This window comes from Rhodoblastus acidophilus (genome assembly GCF_900187365.1).
Classification (GTDB): domain Bacteria; phylum Pseudomonadota; class Alphaproteobacteria; order Rhizobiales; family Beijerinckiaceae; genus Rhodoblastus; species Rhodoblastus acidophilus.
This window is the reverse complement of sequence record NZ_FYDG01000002.1, coordinates 438,513-452,292: the sequence shown is the minus strand read 5'-3', so window position 1 is coordinate 452,292 and position 13,780 is coordinate 438,513. Positions and strand designations below refer to the sequence as shown.

Annotated in this window: 12 protein-coding genes; 6 read left to right on the top strand and 6 right to left on the bottom strand. The window is 68.4% G+C overall.

Annotation, left to right across the window (positions count from 1 at the left end; genetic code table 11):
* The first annotated feature begins 43 nt into the window (after nucleotides 1-43).
* Both CFB24_RS07405 and CFB24_RS07400 read left to right on the top strand, forming a co-directional pair.
* A complete protein-coding gene (locus CFB24_RS07405) occupies nucleotides 44-1,600 on the top strand; it encodes a hypothetical protein (protein WP_088519929.1) in 1,557 nt (518 codons plus the stop codon).
* A complete protein-coding gene (locus tag CFB24_RS07400; protein WP_088519928.1) occupies nucleotides 1,597-3,099 on the top strand; it encodes a hypothetical protein in 1,503 nt (500 codons plus the stop codon). Before CFB24_RS07405 ends, CFB24_RS07400 begins: the two co-directional genes overlap by 4 nt.
* A 1-nt stretch (nucleotide 3,100) precedes the next feature.
* On the opposite strand, the gene CFB24_RS07395 is transcribed toward CFB24_RS07400, so the two are convergent.
* Genes CFB24_RS07395 through aroB form a run of 3 tightly spaced genes read right to left on the bottom strand, consistent with a single transcriptional unit; the run spans nucleotide 3,101 to nucleotide 6,733 of the window.
* Entirely contained in the window at nucleotides 3,101-3,631 is a 531-nt protein-coding gene (locus tag CFB24_RS07395; RefSeq protein ID WP_088519927.1) for an isochorismatase family protein, read from the bottom strand.
* A 36-nt stretch (nucleotides 3,632-3,667) separates the two neighbouring features.
* A complete protein-coding gene (locus CFB24_RS07390; protein WP_088519926.1) occupies nucleotides 3,668-4,972 on the bottom strand; it encodes an HlyC/CorC family transporter in 1,305 nt (434 codons plus the stop codon).
* Between the two features lie 6 nt (nucleotides 4,973-4,978).
* Nucleotides 4,979-6,733, bottom strand: a complete 1,755-nt coding sequence (gene aroB / locus CFB24_RS07385) for a 3-dehydroquinate synthase (RefSeq protein WP_088519925.1) — start codon at nucleotides 6,731-6,733, stop codon at nucleotides 4,979-4,981.
* A 78-nt stretch (nucleotides 6,734-6,811) separates the two neighbouring features.
* Between aroB and CFB24_RS07380 the strand changes: the two genes are divergently transcribed.
* The 3 genes from CFB24_RS07380 to CFB24_RS07370 all read left to right on the top strand — a co-directional run bounded on the left by CFB24_RS07380 (nucleotide 6,812) and on the right by CFB24_RS07370 (nucleotide 9,912).
* Entirely contained in the window at nucleotides 6,812-6,955 is a 144-nt protein-coding gene (locus CFB24_RS07380; RefSeq protein ID WP_088520124.1) for a histidine kinase, read from the top strand.
* Nucleotides 6,952-7,941 (top strand): tyrosine recombinase, encoded by a 990-nt coding sequence (locus CFB24_RS07375; RefSeq protein WP_088519924.1) that lies wholly within the window; start codon nucleotides 6,952-6,954, stop codon nucleotides 7,939-7,941. Before CFB24_RS07380 ends, CFB24_RS07375 begins: the two co-directional genes overlap by 4 nt.
* A 273-nt stretch (nucleotides 7,942-8,214) precedes the next feature.
* Nucleotides 8,215-9,912, top strand: a complete 1,698-nt coding sequence (locus tag CFB24_RS07370) for a methyl-accepting chemotaxis protein (protein WP_088519923.1) — start codon at nucleotides 8,215-8,217, stop codon at nucleotides 9,910-9,912.
* Between the two features lie 14 nt (nucleotides 9,913-9,926).
* Here the strand turns inward: CFB24_RS07370 and metW are convergent, their stop codons facing one another.
* Nucleotides 9,927-10,550, bottom strand: coding sequence for a methionine biosynthesis protein MetW (gene metW, locus CFB24_RS07365; protein WP_088519922.1), 624 nt, complete (start codon nucleotides 10,548-10,550; stop codon nucleotides 9,927-9,929).
* Nucleotides 10,547-11,716 carry a homoserine O-acetyltransferase MetX gene (gene metX, locus CFB24_RS07360; RefSeq protein WP_244593069.1) on the bottom strand — a complete coding sequence of 390 codons (1,170 nt, stop codon included), beginning with the start codon at nucleotides 11,714-11,716 and terminating at the stop codon, nucleotides 10,547-10,549. Before metX ends, metW begins: the two co-directional genes overlap by 4 nt.
* Nucleotides 11,717-11,882: 166 nt before the next feature.
* On the opposite strand from metX, the gene CFB24_RS07355 reads away from it, so the two are divergent.
* Nucleotides 11,883-12,725, top strand: coding sequence for a chorismate mutase (locus CFB24_RS07355; protein ID WP_088519921.1), 843 nt, complete (start codon nucleotides 11,883-11,885; stop codon nucleotides 12,723-12,725).
* On the opposite strand, the gene CFB24_RS07350 is transcribed toward CFB24_RS07355, so the two are convergent.
* Nucleotides 12,719-13,741 (bottom strand): DUF2125 domain-containing protein, encoded by a 1,023-nt coding sequence (locus tag CFB24_RS07350; protein WP_088519920.1) that lies wholly within the window; start codon nucleotides 13,739-13,741, stop codon nucleotides 12,719-12,721. The two genes, CFB24_RS07355 and CFB24_RS07350, sit on opposite strands and share 7 nt — an antisense overlap.
* Between the last annotated feature and the right edge of the window lie 39 nt (nucleotides 13,742-13,780).

Sequence of the window (13,780 nt, the reverse complement as noted above, 5' to 3'; positions counted from 1 at the left end):
GTTCCGTAAGCTGCGGCGTCAGCGGCGACATTGGGCGGGCGGAATGGTGTTGTGGAATTCGATGCCGGCGGCCGCGCGGCCGGGCGCGTCTTGGCTGGCGATGCTCTGGCCGGCGCTGTTCGTCCTCGCCTGCGGCCTGACCTTCGGCCTCACTCTGGCCTGCCCGATCGCCCCGCTCGACGATTTTCTCAATCATCTCACCCGGATGCACCTGCTGTTCGACGAAGGGCGCGGCGCGGCCTCGCCCTATTACCGGGCGGCCTGGGCGCTTTATCCCAATCTGGCGATGGACCTGACCGTGCCGGCGCTGGCGCGCTGGACCGGCGTCGATCGGGCGGCGCAGATCTTCCTGCTGACGGCGCAAATGCTGATCGTCGGCGGCGCGGTGGCGCTGGAATGGGCGGTGAAGCGCCGGTTCGACTATGCCGGCTTCATCGCGCTGCTGCTGCTTTATTCCATCCCCTTCGCCTGGGGCTTCGTCAATTTCGAGTTTGGCTGCGGCGTGGCGCTGTGGGGCGTGGCGGCCTGGATCGCCCTGCGCGAAAAGCCTGCCGCGCTGCGTTTCGCGGTCCATGGCCTGTTCGTGGCCGCGCTGTTCGCCTGCCATATGGTCGCGCTTGGGCTTTACGGCTTCACCCTCGGCGTGTGCGAGCTGCATCGCGCCCATGTCCGCCGCGATTCGCCCGCCGCGCTGGCGGGAACGCTGGTCCTGCTGGCGGCGCCGGCGGCGGCGGCCTTGGCGGCGATGGCGCTGAACGGCGCCGCGATCGGCAATTCCGGCAATGACTGGGATTGGCTGCACAAGCCGGTCTGGCCGGTTCTGGCGCTCAACGGTTTTAGTCTGCCGGTTTCGCTGGTCGGCTTCAATCTGCTGGCCTGGATGGCCCTGCGCCTGGGCAAGGCCGGGTTGCGCCCGCAGGGCGCCGGCGGCTGGCTCGCGCCCGGCTTCGGCCTGCTTTATCTCGCGACGCCGATGGTGCTGCGCGACACCGCCTTTGTCGATGTGCGCGTGGTGGTGGGCGGCGCGCTGATCCTGCCCGCCTTCATCTCCGTGCGCTGTCCCGACGACCTCTGGCGCCGCCGCGCCGCCGCCGCCCTCGCGGCGCTGGTGCTGGTCAATCTCGCGGTCACCGGGCGGCTGTGGCTGTCCTATCGCGACGATTACGCCGGCTTGCTCGCCTCGTTCGACAAAATCCCGCTGCAGGCCAAGATCGTGGTCGCCGGGGAGGGCGGCGATTCGCCCTTCGCCAATCTAGAACAGGCGCCGATGACCCACGGGCCGACGCTCGCCGCGCATTATCGGCAGGCGCTGGTGACGACCCTGATGGCCACCGGCGGCAAGCAGCCGCTGGCGATGCGCCCGGGATTCGAGCGGCTGAATTCGGCCGACAGAGGCCCGCTCGGCCTCGATGTGTTGGCGCGCATCAGGGCGGGGGCGCCCGGGCCGGACTATCTCGCCGCCTGGCCCGCCGATTACGACTATCTCTATTATGTCGGGCCGCCGCGCGACAATCTCATGCCCGATCTGCTGCAGGAGATCGACCGGCGGCCGCGCTTCACGCTCTATCGCATCCTCAAGGCGCCGGCGGTCGCGCAATGAGCGGGCGCGCGATCTTTGGCCTGCTGTGCCTTGCGGCGCTGGGCCTGACTTTGGCGACGCCGATTCCGGCGCTGACCGATTATCCCAATCATCTCGCGCGGATGGCGCTGCTCGCCGCCGAGCGCGCCGGCGATCCCTCGCCCTATTACGCCGCGTCCTGGGGTTTTTACCCCAATCTGGCGATGGACCTGATCGTTCCGCCGCTTGGCCGCTTCATGCCTATCGAAACGGCGGCGCGGCTGTTCCTGCTGCTGGCGCAGGTTCTGCTGATTTCCGGCGCGATGGCGCTGGAATATGCCGTGAAGCGGCGGCTGCAGCTCAGCGGTTTTATGGCGCTGCTGGCGCTGAACGCCTTTCCCTTCGCGCGCGGCTTCGTCAATTTCGAGTTTGGCCTGGGCGTCACGCTGTGGGGAGTCGCCGGTTGGATCGCCCTGCGCGAAAAGGGCGTCGTCGCGCGCTTCGCGCTGCATGGCGTCTGCGTGGTCGCGCTTTACCTCTGCCATCTGTTCGCCTTCGCCGCTTATGGCTTCACTTTGGGCGTTTACGAGCTTTGGCGGGGCTGGCGGGCGCGCGCGCCGGGGCCTTTGGCCGGCGAGTTGGCGCTGCTGGCGGCGCCGGTCGCGGCCGGGGCGGCGCTGCTCGGGCGGGGCGGGGCGTCCGGCGCGGCGCAACAGTTCGACTGGGCCTGGGCGGCCAAGCCGCTGTGGCCGGCGGTGGCGCTCAATGGCGGCGATCTGCTGCTCGCGACGCTCTCGCTCGGCGGCTTGATTCTGATGGTTTCGCGGCTGCGCCGCGCCGGCGCGCTGCGGCTCGAATCGGCGGGCGGCTTTCTCGCCGTCGGCTTCGCCGCGCTTTATCTCGTCACGCCCGAAAAAATGCAGGGCGCGATGTACGGCTCTTATATGGATGTGCGCGTGCTGGCGGCGGCGGCCTTGATCCTGCCCGCCTTTATCGCGGTCGATTGGCCGGATGCGCGGGTCCGGCGCGCGCTGCTGGGCGTCATGGCCGGGCTGGTTGCGGCCAATCTGCTGCACACCGCCTGGGTCTGGACCTCGTATCGCGCCGACTACGCCGCCGTGATCGCCTCGTTCTCAAAGCTGGAGCGCGGCAAAAAAGTGCTGGTGGCGAGCGCGGTCGAGGAAAATCCGTTCCGCGACCAGGACATCGCCCCGCTTTATCACGCGCCGGCGCTGGCGGCGCCCTACGCCAAGGCGCTGGTTTCCACGCTGATGGCGGATCCGGGCAAGCAGCCGCTGGTGGCGCGCCCGCCGTTCGCGCGGCTCAATCCGCAGAACGCGCCGCTGGTCAGCCTTGACGATCTCGTCGGGGCGACGCGCGGCGCGGCGCTGGAGGAGGAGGCGTTCCGCTCGTGGCCGCGGGATTACGATTACGTCTATCTGATCGCCGCGCCGGCGCAAAACCCTTTGCCGGACCTGCTGGAGCCGCTGGCCTCCGAGCGCCGCTTCACGCTCTACCGCATCCGCAAGCCCGCCGGCTGATTTACTTGATCAGCGCGATCGCCTGACGGAAGCGCGGGTGCTCGGCGGTTTGCAGCCATTCGAACGCCGCCATTTCACTGGTGACGATTTCGGCGCCGTGGCGCTCCATGCGCCGGATCGCGGCGCTTTTGTCCTCGGGCTTGCGCGAGCCGATGGCGTCCTGCGCGACAAAAACCTTGCGCCCGGCGTCGAGCAGGCCGAGCACGGTTTGCAGCACGCAGACATGCGCCTCGCAGCCCGTGACCACCACCTGCGCGTCGGCGGGGATGCGCTTGATGAACCCCGCCTCGCGGCAGACGTCGAAGGCGAATTTGGCCACCGGCTCGCCCTCGACCGGCAGCGCCTCGACGGTGGCGCCCAGGCGCGTCGGGTTCTGTTCGGTGAACAGGCGGGGAATGTCCAGCATCGCGGCGATGGCGAGCAGCTTCGCGGCCGAGCGGATCGCCGCTTCGCCCTCGGCGATGGCGGGCATCAGCCGGGCCTGGAAATCAATGACGAGCAACAGGGAGCGTGTCGGGTCGATGGCGCGCATGGGGTTTTCTCGAAATTGGGGAACGGGGCGTCTCCGCTATCGGGCGCCCTCCGCCGTCGGGCCGGCGGTGATCCGCAACAGGGTGATGCGGTTCTTCTGCTTGCGCAGCACCTCGAAGCGAAACGTGTGAAACAGGAATTGCTGGCCCTGGTCGGGAATGGTCCGCGCCTCGTGAATCACCAGGCCGGCGATGGTGGTCGCCTCCTCGTCAGGCAATTCCCAGCCCATCACGCGGTTGAGGTCGCGGATCGGCACGGAGCCTTCCACCAGCACGGCGCCGTCGGGCTGGCGGCGCACGCCGATCATGGCGACGTCATGCTCGTCGCGGATGTCGCCGACGATCTCCTCCAGAATGTCTTCGAGCGTCACCAGACCCTGCACGTCGCCATATTCGTCCACGACCAGCGCGAAATGGGTCTTGCGCTTGCGGAACGCCTGCAACTGCTCCTCAAGCGCGGTGGTCTCCGGCACGAACCACGGCTCGGCGATGATGGCGCCGAGCTCGACCTTGTCGATGTCGCAGCCGGAATCCGCCAGCCCCTTGAGGAAATCGCGGGCGTGCAGCACGCCGACGATATTGTCGGGCTTGTCGCGCCACAGCGGAATGCGGGTATAGGGCGAGGCCACGACTTCGCTGAGGATCGACGCCGGCGGCGCGTCGGCGTCGATGGCGGCCATTTTGGTGCGATGGACCATGACGTCGGAAACGGTCAGCTCCTTGAGGTCGAGCAGCCCGCCGAACATGTCGCGGTCGCTTTTGTCGACGCCGCCCTCCTTGTGCATCAGGTCGACGGCGCTCATCAGCTCTTCCTGCGGCGTCAGCAGATGGGAGGCGTGGCCCGGCCGCAGCCCGGCGAGATAGAGCACGCCGCGCACGATGAGTTCGACCGCGAACAGGATGGGGCCGAACGCCGCCACGAAAAAGGCGACGATCCGCACCGCTCCCAGCGAGAACGTGTCGGGATAGTTGATCGCCACCGTCTTCGGCAGGACCTCGGCGAAGATCAGCAGCAGCACGGTCATGGTCGCCGTGGCGTAGATCGCGCCCTCGGCGCCGACCAGGGCCACCAGCACCGTGGTGAGGAAGGCGGAGGCCCCGATATTGACCAGCGTATTGCCCAGCAGCATGGCGCCGATCAGACGGTCGCGCCCGGCGAGCAGGCGCAGCACCATTTTCGCCCTGGCGTCGCCCTGCTTCTCCAGGGCGTGCATGCGGGCGCGCGAGGCGGCCGTCATGGCGGTTTCGGAGGCGGCGAACAACGCCGACAGCAGGATACAGGCCACGAGGATCGCGACGGCGACCCAGATGTTCACCGGCAGGGGTTCGCCCGCGCCATGCATGGGAAATCAGTCTCCGCTTTGCAATTCATCTTCCAGGAAGGCCCTGACAGCCTCGACCTCGACATTTCTCGCGATGAAGCTCTGGCCGATGTCGCGGGCCAGGATGAAGGTGAGCGCGCCGCGCTTGACCTTTTTGTCCTGGGCCATGACGGCGAGAATCTCCTGCGCGTCGCCGGCGCCGCCGAGCGCCTGCGGGATGCGCGTCGGCAAGCCGACCGCGCGCAGATGCGCTTCGACCCGCGCGGCGGCGCCCTCGGGGCAAAGGCCCTGGCGCGCGGAAAAGCGGAAGGCGCAGGCCATGCCCACCGCCACGCCCTCGCCATGGACGAGCCGCGACGAATCGTAGCCGACGATCTTTTCCAGCGCGTGACCGAATGTGTGGCCGAGATTGAGCAGCGCGCGGTCGCCCTGCTCAGTCTCGTCGCGGGCGACCACGGCGGCCTTGGACTCGCAGGACACGGCGATGGCGTACTCCAGCTCGGGGCCGCGTCCGAACACCGCCGGCCAGTGCTTTTCCAGCCAATCGAAGAACTCGGGCCGGTCGATCAGGCCATATTTGACGATTTCGGCATAGCCGGCGGCGAATTCGCGCGGGGGCAGGGTGGCGAGCGCGCCGGTGTCGGCGAGCACCAGCGCCGGCTGGTGGAAGGCGCCGACCAGATTCTTGCCTTGCGCCGTGTTGATCCCGGTCTTGCCGCCCACCGACGAATCGACCTGCGACAGCACGGTGGTGGGGATTTGCACGAAATTCATGCCGCGCCGCAGGCTCGCGGCGGCGAAGCCGGTGAGGTCGCCGATCACGCCGCCGCCGAGGGCGACCAGCAGGTCGCCGCGCTCGATGCGCGCCTCCAGCGCCGCCTCGCAGAGCTGCTGGAAATGCGCGAAATCCTTGGTCGATTCGCCGGGGGGCAGGATGATGCGGCTGAAACGCACGCCGGCCTGTTCGAGGCTGGCCTCCAGCGGCGCCAGCCAGAGCGCGCCGACATGGGCGTCGGTGACGATGAACGCGCCGGCGCCGGGCCGAAGCTGGGCGATGCGCGCGCCGGCGGTGGCGATCAGATCGGGGCCGATGAGAATGTCATAGGAGCGGTCGCCGAGCGCGACGGCGACCCGCGCGGCCGGCGGCGGAAGGACAGACGTGTTCATTTTGGCTGAAAAATCTCCCTGAGCCAGATGCGCGTCCAGCGCCTGGATGATCTCCTCGACAATAGTCTCGTGCGGCACGTCGCGCGAATGGGCGACAAGGTCGGCCTCGGCGTAAACGGGATAGCGCCGCGCGATCAGGTCGCGCATCACCCCCTCCGGGTCGGCGTTCTGCAGCAGGGGCCGGGTCGGCCGCTTGCGCACGCGCCGCATCAGCACGCCGAACTCGGCCTGCAGCCAGATCGAAACGGCGCGTTCGCGAATCAGGCCGCGGGTGCGCGCGTCGATGAAGGCGCCGCCGCCGGTGGCGATGACGCGCTCGCCCTCGCCGATCAGCCGCGCCAGCACGCGGCGCTCGCCGTTGCGAAAATAGGGCTCGCCGTGCGAGGCGAAGATTTCCGCTATGGTCAGGCGGTGCGCCGCCTCGATTTCGTGATCGGAATCGACGAAGGCGAGGCCGAGCCTCTGCGCCAGCCTCTTGCCAATGGACGTCTTGCCGGACCCCATCATGCCGACGAGCACGAGGGGCCGCCCGGCGAGCGCGGCGACGATTTTTTCCGCAAGCAGATCCCTCGCCGGCGGCGCTTCCGGCGTCGGGGCGATGACTTGATCCGACATAGTCGCTATGTACTATCACGCCGCGTCCGCGAAAATAAGCGGCGGCGGCGCGAAATCTTGGATGGGATGCTCGCGGTCATGCCCAGTTTGTTGCGCCTTGTTTTTTTCGTCGGCCTGCTCGCCGGGCTGGTTTTCGTCGGCACGGCGGCGCTGGTGGCTTTCGTCGAGCCGCAACAGCGCGAAATGAGCCAGCCGATCAAGCCAGACCTGCTCAACAAATGAGCGGAGACCCCGCGTCGCGGGGGAAATCTGCGGCGCCCGAGCCGCTGCTGGCGGATTTTCTCAACCTGCTCGCCGCCGAACGCGGCGCGGCGAAAAACACGCTCGACGCCTATCGCCGCGATCTCGCCGACTATCTCGCGCATTTGCGCGCACGGGGGCGCGGGCCGCTCGACGCGGCGATCGACGACATCCGCGATCATCTCGCCGCTTTGGCGCAAGCCGAGCTGAAACCCGCCTCCGCCGCGCGCAAACTGTCGGCCATCCGGCAATTCCACCGCTTTCTCGCGGCCGAGGAGCATCGGGCCGACGACCCCGCCGCCTTGCTCGAAGGCCCGCGCCAGGGGCGGCGCCTGCCGAAAATCCTCACGGTCGAGCAGGTGGACCGGCTGTTGCGGGTCGCGCGCGAGGGCCTCGACGACCCCGCGCGTCCCCGCGACGACGACCTTCTGAGCGCGAAACGCGCCGCCTGCCTGCTGGAGGTGCTTTACGCCTCCGGCCTGCGCGTGTCCGAACTGGTGTCGCTGCCGCTGTCGGCCGCCAGGCTGGCGGAAAAGAGCGTGGCGCAGGGCGGCGGCTTTCTCACCATCAAGGGCAAGGGCGGCCGCGAGCGGTTGGCGCCCCTCACGCCGGCGGCGCGCGCGGCGATTCTGTCGTATCGCGAACTGCTGCTGGAGTTGCATCCCGGCGCGGCGCGGCAAAAATGGCTGTTTCCGTCGGAGGGCGAGAGCGGCCATTTGTCGCGGCAGGTGTTCGCCCGCGAACTCAAGTTTCTCGCGGCGGCGGCGGGGCTGCCGCCGGCCAAGGTCAGCCCGCATGTTCTGCGTCACGCCTTCGCCAGCCATTTGCTGCAAAACGGCGCCGACCTGCGCATCGTTCAGGAGTTGCTGGGCCACGCCGACATCGCCACCACGCAGATTTACACCCATGTGCTCGACGAGCGGCTGAAGGCGATGGTGCGCGATCTGCACCCGCTCAACGACGAGTAGCCGCGCCAAGGCGGCGCAAGCTTCCCTCCAGCCTCGTCCGCTAGCGTCGCAATTGGCTTCTCCTGTTTGAGACGTGCGGCTCGACATGCCTATTTGGCGCGGACGTGAGCATAGGCGCAAAATCAACGCGTCTTCGCCCGCGCTTCTGCTGATCGTCGTCGCCTGATCGCGCCATTTGCGCCGCTCTCGCGCGAAAGCGCGGGCAGCCGGCTCTTCGCCGGGGCGCGCGCTGTGCGCCTTCGAGACTTTTCGGACTGAAACGCGAGTCGCATCATGCTGTTTTGGCGCAATTTAAGCATCGGCAAGAAGATTATCTCGGCGCTCGCCGCCTTGACCCTGATCGTCGCCGGTCTGGGCGGCGTGGCCCTCATCGAGATGGCCGAGATCAACGCCAAGGCCGCGTCGCTGCGCGACGACTGGATGCCGTCTCTGGGGCAGGCGGGCATGTTGCGCCATTCGCTGTCGCGGCTGGCCCGCGCCCAGTCCGAAGCGATGCTGGCGCTGAATTTCAACAAGGAGCCCGAGGCCGCCCTGCAGAAATTCGACAAGGGAATCGACGAGGTCGAACAGGCCTTCGCGGATTACAAACACTTGATCACGCCCAACAGCGAGGAAGAGGCGCTCATGGGCGAGTTCGGCCGGCTTTGGCCGGAGTTCGCCGCCCAATCGCGCCGCGTCATGCAGCGCGCGCGGTCGGGCGACGTCGAAGGCGCCTATTCGGATTACACATCGTCCGCCTCGGCGCAACGCGCCCGCCTGCAGGGGCTTCTCGAAAAGGACATCGCCGTCAACCGGAGCGGCGGCAAGCAGGCGGCGGACGCGGGCGCGGCCACCTACAGCGACGCGCGCTGGCACATGGCCGGCGCGCTGCTGCTCGCCGTTCTCGTGAGCGCCGGCGCCGCGCTGGCGCTGACTAGCGGCGTGGTCCGGCCGCTCGGCCACGCCACCGACGCCGTCCAGACGCTCGCCAGCGGCAAGCTCGAGGTCGACATCGAGGATGACGGCCGCGCCGACGAGATCGGCGGGCTGGTGCGCGCGCTCGCCGTGTTCAAGGCGAACATGCTGCAGACCCGCGAACTCGAGGCCGCCGCCGCCCGGACCCAGATTCGGATCGAGGAGGAGCGCCGCGCCCAGGCGCGCGCTTTGGCCGAGTCGTTCGACCGCAACGTCAACGCCATTGTCGCCGAAGTCGCCCGGGCCGCCGCCGAATTCCAGGGCGCCGCGCGCATCGTCAGCGATTCGGCGGTCGAAACCGCCAGCCAGGCCAAGGCGGTCTCGGAAGCGTCGGAGGAATCCTCCACCAATATCAGTTCGGTGGCCTCGGCCACCGAGCAGCTCACCTATTCGGTGCAGGAGATCAACGATCAGGTCGGCCAGTCCCGGCAAATGGCCAGCGAATCCGCCGCCCAGGCCGACAAGACCGACGCCCAGATGCGCGACCTCGCCGCCGCCGCCGAAAAGATCGGCGGCATCGTCAGCCTGATTTCCGACATCGCCGGGCAGACCAACATGCTGGCGCTCAACGCCACCATCGAGGCGGCGCGGGCGGGGGAGGCCGGCCGCGGCTTCGCCGTGGTGGCGCAGGAGGTGAAGTCGCTGGCCGAGCAGACCAGCCGCGGCGCCGCCGAGATCGCCGGCCAGATCGGCGACATTCAGGCGACGGCGCAGCGCGCGGCGCAGAACATTTCCGGCATCGCCCGCACCACCGAGGAGAGCAACCGGGTGGCGCAGAGCATCGCCGCGGCCGTGTCGCAGCAGGGCGAGGCGACCACCGAAATCGCCCGCAACGTGCAGCAGGCCTCCAAGGGCGCGCAGGCGGTGGCCGAGAACATCGGCGGGGTGCTGAACGCGGCGCAACATTCCTCCGCCGCCTCGACGCAAATGCTGGCCTCGGCGCAGACTTTGGCGCAACATTCGGCCCAGTTGCGGCGCGAGGTCGACGCCTTCCTGGCGTCGGTCCGGGCGGCGTAGCCGAGCGGGCGCGGCTACCCGCGCTTGCGCTCCAGCAGGAACATGGCCTGTTCGCCGAGCAGGTTCCACAGCCACCAGGGCGCCTCGACGCGCATCTGCGCGCCCTCGCTGTCGAGCGCCATCGCCTTGACGATGCGCGCGTCCACCAGTTCCGCCAGGGCGACGAAGTCGCGGATCGAGCAGAAGTGGATGTTGGGCGTCTCGTACCAGGCGTAGGTCAGGTTGGGCGTCACCGGCATGCGCCCGCGCGCGGCGATCTGCCAGCGGATGCGCCAATGGCCGAAATTGGGAAAGGAGACGATGGCGCGGGCGCCGATGCGCAGCATATGCTCCAGCACCTGCCGGGGATTGCGCGTCGCCTGCAGCGTCTGCGACAGGATGACATAGTCGAAACCGTCGGTCGGATAGTCGGCGAGGTCGATGTCGGCGTCGCCCTGCACCACCGAAAGCCCCTTGGCGACGCAATCGTTGACGCCCTTTTGCGAAATCTCCATGCCGCGGGCGTCCACGCCCTTTGTGTCCGCGAGCAGGCGCAACAGGTCGCCGTCGCCGCAGCCGACGTCGAGCACGCGCGCGCCCTTCTCGACCATGTCGGCGACCAGCAGCAGGTCGATGCGGGTTGCGGGTTTGGCGTTCATGCCCGCAGCCCCCGCGCCCGCGCCGCGCCGGCGAGGAACCCGCGCGTGGTCGCGGTGAAATCGGGCTCGTCGAGCAAAAATGCGTCATGGCCCTTGTCGGTCTCGATCTCGACGAAGGAGACCGAGGCGGCGGCGGCGTTGAGCGCATGGACGATCACGCGCGATTCCGCCGTCGTATAAAGCCAGTCCGAGGTGAAGGAGACCACGCAGAACCGCGTCGGCGCATTTTTGAACGCGGCGGCGAGGCTGCCGCCATAGTCCTGCGCCAGATCGAAATAGTCGCAGGCGCGGGTGACATAGAGATAGGAATTGGCGTCGAAGCGATCGACGAAGGTCGAGCCCTGGTGGCGCAAATAGTTCTCCACCTGGAAATCGGCGTCGAAGGAAAAGGTCTTTTCGGCGCGATCCTGTAATTTGCGGCCGAACTTGCGCTGCAGCGCCTCCTCCGAGAGATAGGTGATGTGCGCCGCCATGCGCGCCACCGCCAGGCCCTTGCCCGGGCGCATGCCCTCGTCGAGATAGCGGCCGCCGCGCCAGTCGGGATCGGCCATCACCGCCTGACGCCCGACTTCGTGAAAGGCGATGTTTTGCGCGGAATGGCGCGCCGCGCTGGCGATGATCATCGCGGAAAACACTTTTTCCGGGAACAGCGCCGCCCATTGCAGCGCCTGCATGCCGCCCATCGAGCCGCCGGCGACGCAAAACAGCGTCTCGATGCCCAATCGCTCCACCAGCATGGCCTGGGCGCGCACCATGTCGGCGATGGTCACCACCGGCAGGTCGAGGCCATAGGCCCGCCCGGTCGCCGGATTGATCGAGGCCGGCCCGGTCGTGCCCATGCAGCCGCCGAGCACGTTGGTGCAGATGATGAAATATTTCTCGGTGTCGAACGGCTTGCCCGGCCCGACCAGCGCCGACCACCAGCCGGGCTTGCCGGTGATCGGATGCACGTTGGCGACGTGCTGGTCGCCGGTCAGCGCGTGACAGAGCAGAATGGCGTTGGAGCGGTCCGCGTTGAGCCGCCCGTAAATCTGGTAGGCGATGCTGAAGGGGGAGAGCATGACGCCGGCGGACATGGCGAGCGGCTGGTCCGCGCCGAAATGCGCCACGGGGCTGCGCGGGTGGTCCACTTCGCAATGGTTGGGAAAGGGAAAGGTCTCGGTCAAGTCCGCCAGATGTCCTCGTTCGCTTTGCCGAACAAACCGTTTTTTATATAGGATATTGACGTGACCGCGGTCAAGCGAGCGGACGCGGCCATTTGCCAGAATGGCTTGACCGCCTATAGAGGGAGCGCGCGCAAGTACAAGTAAGAGAATCGGGGACGCCCCTGTCATGAGCGAGACAAAAGTCGAAGGCCTGTCCGATCTCCGGGGCGAAATCGACCGGATCGACAGCGAAATGCATGAACTGCTGATGCGGCGCGGCGACATCATCGACCGTCTCATCGCGGTCAAGGCCCGGCAAGGCGGCGGTTCGGCGTTCCGGCCGGGCCGCGAGGCCGACATGATGCGGGAGATCGCCTCGCGCCATCATGGGCGTCTGCCGCTCGATACGGTGGAGAGCATCTGGCGCGTCATCATCTCCACCTTCACCTATGTGCAGTCGAACTATTCGGTTCATGCGGATCTGTCGGGCGGCGATTCGGCCATGCGCGATTCCGCGCGCTTTCATTTCGGCTTCACCGTGCCGCTGGTCGGCCACCCCACGCCGGGCGCCGTCATTACGGCGGTCGGCGCGTCCGGGCGAAAGGGAGCCGAAAACGGCGGCGGCGATCTCGGCATGATCCGCGCCGGCTTCCACGCCGAGGATGCGCGCTGGTGGGAGCGGCTCGCCGCCGCCGACGCGCCGAAGATCATCGCCCGCCTGCCTTTTGTCGAACGGCCCGACCATCCCGCGGGCACGCCGGTTTTCATCATTTCCAACCCGCTGGCGGAAGCCGCCGCCAAGGATGTCGCGGTGTTTTCGGCGCAGGGCGCCGGGCCGGCGCCCGATGTGAGCGGCTGGACGGCGCTGGGCTGCGATACGCTCGGCCAGAGCGAGGGCGAGGAGTTCTCGCTGCTGCTCTCGGCGCCCGGCGACTGGGACGCCGAACGCCTGCGGCGGCTGCCGGGCGGCGGCGCGTTGGAGCGGATCGCCTGGATCGGCAGCCACGCCAAGCGGTTCGAGATTCAATAAAGCGGCGCCAGCGCCCCGACCTGCAGCGGCCCGAGATAAGCGCCGCCCTGGGCGAGCCGCAGGGTGAGCGCGAGGCTGTCGTCCTGCGGCTGGTTTTGCGCCGGCGGCTTGCCGCCAAGCAGCGCCCCGAGCAGGGCGTTGGCGGCGCCGGGGGCCAGCGGTAGGCCGAGCCGCGCGGCGAGCGGACCGGCGCCGCGGGCGCGAATGTTCAGCGTTCCCGCCAGCCGCCGCGCGTCGTCGAGCGCGAGCGTTCCGTCAAATTGCGCGGCGAGCGCGCCCCAGCGCCATTCGCCCTTGTCGATGCGCGCCGTTCCCTGCGCCAGCCGCCAATCCTCCAGCGCCCGCCGCCAGTCGTTGCGCGGCGCCAGCAGCGGCGTCAGGTCGCCGGAGACGGCGAAGGCGCTGGGCGCGGGGTCGCGCAGCAGGCTCTGCAACAGCGGCGAGGACAGCCCGTCGATCTTGGCTTCGACGCGCAGCGACGGCTGGCCGTCGCGCAGGGCGGGCCGCGCCTGAAAATGCAGCGCCTGCGCATTGAAGGCGGGGCCGGCCTCGATCGCTTCGGGGCGCCAGTCGAGCGCGCGCGCGTCCACCGTCGCCTCGGTCAGTCCGCCGAGCCCCCAGGCGAAATCCAGGGTCGCGCCGTCGTGGCGCAGTTTGGCGAAGCCGCCGTCGCGGCCGCGCAAGGCCGCGGGGCTGGAAAAGCTCAAGACGACATGGTTCGGCGCCCACAGGCTGGCGGCGCCCTTGACCTCGTCGGCGGTGAACAGCAGATCGGCGTCGCCGACCCGCACCGGCGCCCGCATCCGGCTGCAGGTCAGTTTCAGGCGGAAGGGAAAGCCGCCGATCTCGCTGCCGCCGCAGAAATCGGCGAAAGCCGCGCCGTTGAACGCGGGCCGATGCAGGTAATCGCCGAGTTTTTGCGCCGCGAACAGCCAGACGAGGCTCAGGCCCAGCGCCAGCGCCGCGACGACGCCAAGCAGGACGCGGGATGAAAAGCGGGACAAAACGGCGGCCATGATTCCCTCGCGACGACAACGCCCCTTTTTGCCAAGTTC